This is a genomic window from Gallibacterium salpingitidis, from assembly GCF_001678495.1.
In the GTDB taxonomy this organism is placed as follows: domain Bacteria; phylum Pseudomonadota; class Gammaproteobacteria; order Enterobacterales; family Pasteurellaceae; genus Gallibacterium; species Gallibacterium salpingitidis.
Genome location: NZ_JTJL01000071.1, coordinates 1 through 9338, shown reverse-complemented (window position 1 = coordinate 9338; position 9338 = coordinate 1). Strand labels below are relative to the sequence as shown.

8 protein-coding genes are annotated in these 9338 nt (G+C 36.0%); 3 read left to right on the top strand and 5 right to left on the bottom strand.

Translation table 11 applies throughout. The features are described 5' to 3' along the window. Positions 1–565: 565 nt before the first annotated feature. Both QS62_RS11070 and rsuA read right to left on the bottom strand, forming a co-directional pair. Positions 566–1759: a Bcr/CflA family multidrug efflux MFS transporter gene (locus tag QS62_RS11070; protein ID WP_066110155.1), complete on the bottom strand. Its 1194-nt coding sequence runs from the start codon at positions 1757–1759 to the stop codon at positions 566–568. 18 nt (positions 1760–1777) lie between these two features. Further along, entirely contained in the window at positions 1778–2482 is a 705-nt protein-coding gene (gene rsuA, locus QS62_RS11065; protein WP_066110157.1) for a 16S rRNA pseudouridine(516) synthase RsuA, read from the bottom strand. Between the two features lie 385 nt (positions 2483–2867). On the opposite strand from rsuA, the gene QS62_RS11060 reads away from it, so the two are divergent. Both QS62_RS11060 and QS62_RS11055 read left to right on the top strand, forming a co-directional pair. Further along, on the top strand, positions 2868–5138 hold the full coding sequence (locus QS62_RS11060; RefSeq protein WP_066110152.1) for an NADP-dependent malic enzyme: 2271 nt from the start codon (positions 2868–2870) through the stop codon (positions 5136–5138). 125 nt (positions 5139–5263) lie between these two features. After that, a complete protein-coding gene (locus QS62_RS11055) occupies positions 5264–5986 on the top strand; it encodes a DUF1281 family ferredoxin-like fold protein (RefSeq protein ID WP_066110149.1) in 723 nt (240 codons plus the stop codon). Positions 5987–6378: 392 nt separating this feature from the next. Here the strand turns inward: QS62_RS11055 and QS62_RS11050 are convergent, their stop codons facing one another. Beyond that, on the bottom strand, positions 6379–6894 hold the full coding sequence (locus QS62_RS11050; protein WP_066110147.1) for a GNAT family N-acetyltransferase: 516 nt from the start codon (positions 6892–6894) through the stop codon (positions 6379–6381). Next, the gene (locus tag QS62_RS11045) at positions 6894–7163 is read right to left on the bottom strand and encodes a type II toxin-antitoxin system TacA family antitoxin (protein ID WP_066110145.1); all 270 of its coding nucleotides are present in this window, start codon (positions 7161–7163) and stop codon (positions 6894–6896) included. The genes QS62_RS11050 and QS62_RS11045 overlap by 1 nt, the downstream gene beginning before the upstream one ends. A gap of 515 nt (positions 7164–7678) precedes the next feature. Here QS62_RS11045 and QS62_RS11040 point away from each other — a divergent pair. Continuing rightward, positions 7679–8887 carry a tyrosine-type recombinase/integrase gene (locus QS62_RS11040; protein ID WP_066110143.1) on the top strand — a complete coding sequence of 403 codons (1209 nt, stop codon included), beginning with the start codon at positions 7679–7681 and terminating at the stop codon, positions 8885–8887. Here the strand turns inward: QS62_RS11040 and QS62_RS11035 are convergent. Continuing rightward, entirely contained in the window at positions 8884–9075 is a 192-nt protein-coding gene (locus QS62_RS11035) for a helix-turn-helix transcriptional regulator (protein ID WP_065234565.1), read from the bottom strand. The two genes, QS62_RS11040 and QS62_RS11035, sit on opposite strands and share 4 nt — an antisense overlap. Positions 9076–9338: the final 263 nt, after the last annotated feature.

The window sequence follows — 9338 nt, the reverse complement described above, 5'->3', positions numbered from 1 at the left end:
ATTTTTCTCGCGAGCTCGAAAAATTGACAGCTTTTTTTGCCTGAAAATCTTATTTGCATTCGGGCAAGAGTGAGAGGGAACCCAGAGCTATTTTATAGAAATTTTTAACAAAATTTAGGTTTGTCAGCGGTCTAAGTGGAGTAATTATTGCTCCACTGTTCTCCATCTCAAAAGTAAATTAACATCAGAAAAAACTTGAAAAATAGTAAGTTTTGCACAGACTTATTTTTGTCAAGTTTTTTTTTTATTTATTTTTTTGCTGAAAAATATAATCTTTGCTGGATTTTATTTAACTTATTGATTTATAAGAAAATGTTATTTTACAGACAATTTCAGTGGTGATGAATAAAATCCCTTATATAGCAAGGATTAACGAATTTTTATTTAAAGTATTCCACAAAGTTATCCACAGGTTGTGTGGATAGAAAAAGCCCTCCAAAATTGATCAATAAATCATCAAAATGGGTATCAGTAATGATTCTAACTGGGTTGATTGATGAAAAAATAATAAATTTTGCGGTAGCAATACAAAATCACTGTTTTGTATTGCTGAAAGTTTTTTAGATTAATTTAAATTTCTAAAAGTGAGCAGCCAATAGCCTAAAACGGCAATCGTAATACATAAAATCATCGTGGCTAACATTGGAATAGCACTGGTTACTGGCACTAACGCAAGTAAAGAACCAACAACGGCACCGCCACCAAAACGGAGTGTACCTAATACAGAGTTTGCAGTTCCGGCAGTACGCGGAAATTTCTCTAAAATAAGTGCGGAAGCATTAGCGCCAATAGTAGAATTCATACCGATAAACCAAGAGATACCGAGTGCCATTGGCCAGAAACTAAGATCAAAAATGGCAACAATTAACAGCCATAAACCAGCGGCGGCTTGCATACCGAGTCCAAATTGCAACATTCTTTCGGCACCCACTTTGCCGACAATTTTGCCATTAATAACGGTGAATAGCGCCATAACAGCAATGTTCATCATAAAGAAGTAACCAAAGTTTTGTACTTTAACACCGTAAATATCGATATAAACTAAAGAGCCTGAGGTGAGAAAAGCGAATAATCCAGCAAATGAGAAAGTGGATACAATCAAATAACCAACGACTTCTTTTAGTCTTAATACGCTCCAAAATTGGCGCAAAATATTTCTCAAAGAGAAAGTTTGACGATTTTCTTTTTGTAATGTTTCAGGAATCCGCCAAGCGAAAAGTAAACCGCTGAGGATCCCCACAAAGACAAGTAGATAGAAAATAGTATGCCAATGAAAATATTGGACAATATAACCGCCGAGAATAGGTGCTAATAAAGGCGCAATCATAATCACTAAGGTGACTAAAGACATCATCTTAGAGAAGTCATTTTTACTAAAAAGATCACGTAATAATGCACCAAGGACAACCACAGGCGCAGCACCGAAAAAGCCTTGCAATAAGCGTAAACCAATAAAATGGTGAATATTGTTAATTTGGGTTAACCCAAAGGCAGCGATAGTACTGATTAATAAGCCAAATAGGATAATTGGTTTTCTACCTATGCTATCTGCAATTGGCCCCCATACTAACTGACCAACGCCCATACCGAACGTGAACATAGTAAGGGTATATTGCACTTGACTAGATGGAACATTTAAATCTTTTGATATATTAAGAAAAGCGGGTAGGTACATATCAATGCCTAAAGGCGGCATCATAGATAATAATCCTAAGATTAAAACAAAGATAAAATTTATTCTTACTTTCTTATTTCCCATTTAAACCTCTTATTATTGTTATTCTAAAAATGATTGAACTTCCTCTTCTGTTAATGAACGATATTCACCTTCAGCGAGGTGTTCATCTAAAATAATCTGCCCAATGCGCCAACGATGTAACGCAATCACTTTATTACCAAGGGCAGCAAACATTCGTTTTACTTGGTGGTATTTACCTTCAATTAAGGTCAAATTCAAATTGTAATCGTCGATTATTTCAATTTGCGCTGGCTTAGTAGGCTGTTTTTCTCCTTTTAAAAGAATACCTTGCTGACATTTTTCAACATAGAAATCTTCAATCGGATCAGCCAATGTCACCAAATAAGTTTTTTCACAATGGTGTTTTGGCGAAGTGATACGGTGCGACCATTGCCCATCATCAGTGAGTAAAACTAAACCAGTAGTATCTACATCTAAACGCCCAGCAGTATGTAAACGCGTAGAGAGCGGATAATCAAAAAATTGATAAACTGTCGGGTATTCGCCGTCATCATTAGAACAGATGTAACCTTCCGGTTTGTATAACAGAAAATATTGATTACCTGTTACCCAAGTTAACGTTTCTCCATCAAAAGAGATCCGATCTTCAGTAGATACTTTCATTGCACCATCTTTGACAATTTGCTCATTGACCATCACTAAGTTTTGGCGTAATGCTTTGGCTGCTTGTGAACGAGATAAGCCGGTATATTCGGATAAAAATTTATCTAAGCGTTGTTTCATAGTTCTATTATTGGTAATGGAGATTGAGATGTTTAGAAAAAATTGGAGCAAATATTCTAACATTGTTTGCAAAAATGTGGCATAGCTCACAGCTTTCCTCGAAAAGGAAACTATAATAAAAAGCGGATTTTTAATGAAGGAGTCTTATTTTAGGGTATTGTTATTCACTCCAACAATATAACAAAAAATCCATTTTCTGGCTCAATATGAGTGGATGTCAGCTAGTAGATTAATGGAATATCAATAGACTTTGATGATGTTTATTAGAGCCTGTTACGAACACAGCGGTGGATTACCCCTCGACTTTCATCTTGCCCTTCGCAGTAAGTAAAGCGGTGAACCTCTTGCAGATAATCATTTTTCATATGATACATAAGGATAGATTATGGACGAAAAATTACGCCAAGCGGCATTGGATTTCCATCAATTTCCAATTCCGGGAAAAATTGAAGTTACCCCAACCAAATCGCTTGCAACTCAACAAGATTTAGCTTTAGCTTATTCGCCGGGTGTTGCAGAACCTTGTTTAGAAATCGAAAAAGATCCAGCCAATGCTTACAAATATACCTCTCGTGGTAATTTGGTGGCAGTAATTTCCAATGGTACTGCAGTCTTAGGTTTAGGTAATATCGGGGCATTAGCCGGTAAACCGGTAATGGAAGGAAAAGGCGTATTATTCAAAAAATTCGCTGGTATTGATGTATTCGATATTGAAATTAATGAAACCGATCCTGACAAATTAATCGATATTATTGCGTCATTAGAACCAACTTTTGGCGGGATTAACCTAGAAGATATTAAAGCACCAGAATGTTTCTATATTGAGAAAAAATTACGCGAACGTATGAAAATTCCTGTCTTCCATGATGACCAACATGGAACAGCAATTATTTGTGCGGCAGCAGTATTAAATGGTTTACGCGTCGTTAATAAAGATATTAAAAAAGTGAAAGTGGTTGCCTCTGGTGCGGGAGCATCTGCAATTGCTTGTTTAAACTTAATGGTAGCGTTAGGTATTGAACGCAAAAATATCACTATTTGTGATTCTAAAGGCGTAGTGTATAAAGGTCGCGGCGATCATATTGATGAAACTAAACAAGTGTATGCAATTGAAGATAATGGCGCACGTACTCTAGCAGACGCATTACCGGGAGCAGATATTTTCTTAGGCTGTTCAAAAGCGGGTGTATTAACACCTGAAATGGTAAAAACAATGGCGGATACCCCATTAATTTTGGCGTTAGCTAACCCAGTACCGGAAATTTTACCGCCAGTAGCGAAAGCGGCTCGTCCAGATGCCATTATTTGTACTGGTCGTTCAGACTTCCCAAATCAAGTTAATAATGTGCTTTGTTTCCCATTTATTTTCCGCGGTGCATTAGATGTTCATGCAACAACCATTAATGAAGAGATGAAATTAGCGGCAGTAAGAGCAATCGCTGATTTGGCATTAGCTGAACAAAGTGATGTAGTTTCTTCTGCTTATGGTGAGAATGAAGTTTCTTTTGGTGCAGAATATATTATTCCAAAACCGTTTGACCCACGTTTAATTGTGAAAATTGCACCAGCTGTGGCGAAAGCGGCGATGGATACCGGCGTTGCACAAAAACCAATTACCGATTTTAACGCTTATATCGATCAACTTACTCAGTTTGTGTATAAAACTAACTTGTTTATGAAACCAGTGTTTGCACAAGCGAAATTAGATAAGAAACGTGTGATTTTAACAGATGGTGAAGAACCTCGTGTATTACACGCAGTACAAGAAATCAGTAGTTCAGGTATTGCTTATCCGATTTTGATTGGTCGTCCAAGCGTGATTGAACAACGTATCAAAAATCTAGGGCTTAAAATTGAAGCCGGAAAAGATTTTGATATTGTTAATAATGAACAAGATAGCCGTTATGCTGAATGTTGGCAGGCTTATTATGAAATAATGAAACGCAAAGGCGTGACTCCATCATTAGCGAAACATCGTTTAATTACTGATAAAACTGCGATTGCATCGATTTTAGTACAACGTGGTGAAGCGGATGCCATTATTTGTGGTTTAGTCGGTTCTTATCGCGAACATCTCCAAACATTACGTGATGTAATTGGAGTGGCAGATGGAGTGCATACTTTAGCGACAGTAAATAGCCTTGTTTTACCAACAGGTAACGTTTTTATTTCTGATACTTTTGTGAATGAAAATCCAACTGCAGAAGAGTTAGCGGAAATTACTTTGATGGCAGCGGAAGAAGTACAATCATTTGGTATGGAACCGCAAGTGGCACTACTTTCTAACTCAAATTATGGTTCATCTAATAGCGATAATGCAGTGAAAATGCGTAAAGTGCTTGAGTTGGTGAAAGAACGCCGTCCAGATTTAATTATTGATGGTGAAATGCATGGCGATATAGCACTTTCTGCTAACTTGCGTAAAAACATTATGCCGGACAGCCCAATTAAAGGCGCAGCCAACTTATTAATTATGCCAAGTATGGAATCAGCACGTATTAGTTATAACTTATTACGTGCGACCACCACTGCGATTACAGTTGGGCCAATGTTAATGGGCTTGAAGAAATCAGCACATATCTTAACACCGGTTTCTTCAGTACGCCGTATTATTAATATGGTGGCAGTAGCAGCGGTACAAGCACAAAAGAAATAAATGACTCCCCATAGAGGGCTTTTAAACTTTTCCCCCATAGAGGGGTTCCCCACAGAGGGCTTTAGAAAGGGTATCAGTAATGGTACCCTTTTTTGTTGATGATATTTAATTTTAGGAATCACGCTATGCCAAATTGGTGTAAAAATACACTAGAAATTACAGCAAACACGCTAGCAGAGTTTCAACAAGTTTTTGAGAAAGTAATGAAGTTTGATACGGAGAAACAACAGTTCTGTCTTGATTTTAATTTATTACTGCCGATGCCAGAAGCGCTGATGTTAGAGGATAATACCAGTGGTGAAAATGGGTTTAAATTATTAAGTGTAGAACAAGAGTTATTAGTAACCGATACTTTGTGGAAAGAATTGAAGATATTTGCTAATGAGGATATAAAAACTCACCTTTTGGATATGGCAAATAAATATCAGTGGTGCGTAGCTAACTTAATACATTATTTGGATCAATATCAGGAAGAACAACAGCATTGTCATATTGATCTTGGATTGGCAAGAAAATATATGGCTAATGTTGCAAAGTATGGTGCTAAAACTTGGTATGACTGGCGATATCAGCATTGGGGCGTGAAGTGGAATGCAGAGCAGTTTTATCTCAGTGATATTGATGAAACTACCAAAAGTTTTACGGTAAGTTTTGAGACGGCGTGGAATCCTCCAACAAACTGGTTTTATACCCTAATAGATACTTTTCCTAATGTTTATTGCAAACTTACTTATAGTGAATATGAGATTGGATTCACCGGAGTGATGAGCTCTAAACCAGAAGAAGAGGAGTATTATGAGTTTGATCCTTGGGGAGAGGAGTTAATTGCGGAAGATACGGTGCATTGAAAAAATAAGGTAGAGCAAGGAAAAGTGGTATGGGACAATATAGGGAAACGTGTACTGATCTGCACCTAAGAAGTTGGATCAATTATCCATCAGATAGAGGTGCAGGTTTTTGATGACTAAATATAGCAAAAACCAAAGGACTTCCTACGATGAAAAAACACGTTATGCCAAAATGCCACCACCGAAAACAGAAGAACGTTTACGTTTAAGAATCATTGAATTGGAAACGGAGAATGCTTACCTAAAAAAGTGTGTAACTTTTCGGAGGCAGATCAAACTATCTATACCTTTCTTGTTTAAACGAGTTCATTATCTTGAAGTTAAAACTCTTCCACAAAAACTAAGCTTGCGATCACATTTGATGGTGATGTCAATATTTAGCAATTGTTTGATTAGTTATCCTCTTGTTTTAATTGCATCTTTATCTTCTCTAAAGGAAGAAATAGTTTATTTTCAGCATTAGTAAAAGGAATAAAACCAAATTTGCGATAAAATGCTCTAGCATCTTTATCTTTCGCATCAACAATCAGTGCATAAGCTGCAATTTCAGAGCGAACAATTCGCTTTAACGCATTACCTAATAAGGCTTTCCCTAACCCTTGTCCTTTTACTTGCTTATCAATGGCTAAACGTCCAAGTAAAACTGCTGGTACACTTGGATAACGAGGTAATTTTTTCTTTAAATTATCGGGTAAATCAATCAGAGGTATACTTGTAGATGCTAACGTGTAATACCCTAAAATAGTCTTGTTTTCATCAATAATAGTGAAACAAGATGCAATATTCCTTTTTATATCTTGGGAAACTTGTTGTCGCAGATAATCATTTAATGGAACGGAACCACAATCAAAAGCACTACGTAAAAATGATTTATTAAATGTAACAACTTTTATCTTACGAGAAAGCATTACTCCTCCAATAGCTCCAAACTTAAGCGTAATGCCTCTTTCATTTTTTGATTTAACTCTGGTGGTGCAATTAATGCCTCTGCAAAATTTTGTTGATCGATAATAGAAAGATGAATTAATTCATTTTTCTCGACTGTTTCTTTTGCTGCTAATAATGCCGCATTAATGACAAAATCACTTAAACTACGTCCCTCAAGAGTTGCTGCTCGCTTTAATAAACGCTGTACATCTTCACTAATTCTTGCCTCAAATCTTGCTGTTGCTACCATAATATGTTTCCTCTTATTTTTCATAAATTGTACGGCGTTTGTACGGTTTTTTCAAGGTGATGTTCAACAAATTTTTTGAAGTTACGGATAATTTTTTTACATTGCCTTGGATATTAAGAAATGCTTACTTACCTCTGAGTTGAATATTGATATTCATAATATCATTATGTGAATCGACAAAAACCGCTTGAGTAAAGTCGATTCATTTACAACTTTCCTTTTTTATAGTCCCATTTTTATCAGATAGTAGTGTATTTTGGTGTAGCGATATAGAGTGGTTTGTGATGTAAGTTATTGAATTAAAAATAATTAAAATACTTATGTAGAGTAATGTGGAATAATATATGGAGGCGTGTACCGCCTCCTATATCGTGTTCGTTTGAGTTTGAATTGGTTTAATTTTATCTAAAAATTATTTTAAAATACAATGGTTTATACTTATCTCTTGTTTAAAATAATCCAAAATTATACAATGCTATCCAATCATTTTGGTAGGTGATTTGGTAGGTGATTTTGTGGCAAAAGTAATTAAACCGTTAACAGCAACAGCTGTAAAGGCAGCTACTCCTGAAAATAGTCCATTAAGAGATGGTGGCGGTTTGTATCTTGAAATAAGCTCAGCATCTAAACGTTGGCGTTTTAATTATTATAAGCCTTATACAAAACGACGTACCGATATATCTCTTGGTATTTGGCCAGCAATGTCGTTACAAGATGCTAGGCTATTACGAGATAAGTATAGAGCGTTATTAGATCAGAATATTGACCCACAAGATTATCTAAAAAATTTAGAGCAAGAACAAATAAGTGCTCATTTAAATACTTTTGAAAAAATCGCAGAAACATGGAAGGTAAACTTTAAAGCTAAAAAAGTTATGTCAAAGACGATGTTTGATGATTGGCGGCGTTTGCAAAAATATATTTTACCTAAAATTGGTAATGTACCTATTAGTAATGTTAATGCCAAATTACTTGTGGATGTATTGCAACCAGTAGCAAAAGCTGGATTAACATCAGTCATTGAAAAAGTATTGCGAACTGTAGTTAGTATTATGGATTTTGCAGAAAATATGGGAATTATTGAGATGCATAATTGCCATAAAGCTAAAAAATCATTTCATATCAAAACAGCAAAAAATAATCCAACAATTGAACCGCATGAATTGCAATCATTTATTACGGATATTAAAAACTCTCCAATTCAAGCGAGAACTTTGTATTTGATATATTGGCAGTTATTAACCGCTGTTAGACCAGCGGAGGCGGTATCAGTTGAATGGACCGAGATTGATTTTGATAATAAAGTCTGGCATATACCCGCAGAAAAAATGAAGGGAAGATTAGGATATAAAAGACCTCATAGTGTGCCATTATCCCGTCAAGCTTTATCAGTGCTTGAACAGATGTTATCTTTTAAGAATAGCTCAAAGTATGTATTTTATAGCAGAAGCGATGGTAATAAACCGATGAATAGTGAAACGGTTAATGTTGCTTTAAAGCGAAATGGCTATAAAGATAAATTAACCGCTCACGGGATGAGGGCATTAGTACGTACATATCTTGCGCAACAAGGTGTTGATACTAATGTAGCTGAAACCGTTCTTGCTCACGATATAAGAAATAAACTTGAAAAAGTTTATAATCGGCATGATTATTTGGAAGAACGTGTTGCTGTAATGCAAATGTGGGGTGATTATGTGGAAATGTGTGGGGTTGAAATTTAACGTTTTGCTGCTAATGTCTGCATAAATGATTCAATTTCCTCTTCTATATAAAGTTTTGAGCCATTAATCGTGATTGGCTTTGGAAAACGCGGTATATATCTTGGTGATTTTGGATTAGTCCAATCAAAAAGAGTTGTTCGTCCAATGCCTAGTTTTGTATAAACATCTTTCGTTCTTATATATTTCATTTAATCCTCCCAGCCATCATGCCATTCAAGAATTCTCATCGTATCTCCGCGATCGCGCATCGTATTATCAAAAGTGAAGCCGCGTTTTAAACAGTAGTAATTTTCGAACGTGTGTAACTTTCCGCTTGGCAGCATAATTCTCACTCGATATAACCCGTCTAGCTTCGGATAGTCACGTTTTGCAGTGCTATGCCACTGATGTTGCTTTGTGTTGTGTCTAGACATTGCTTGATATTCCTCCAATAAAAAAGCCCTCTATTGAG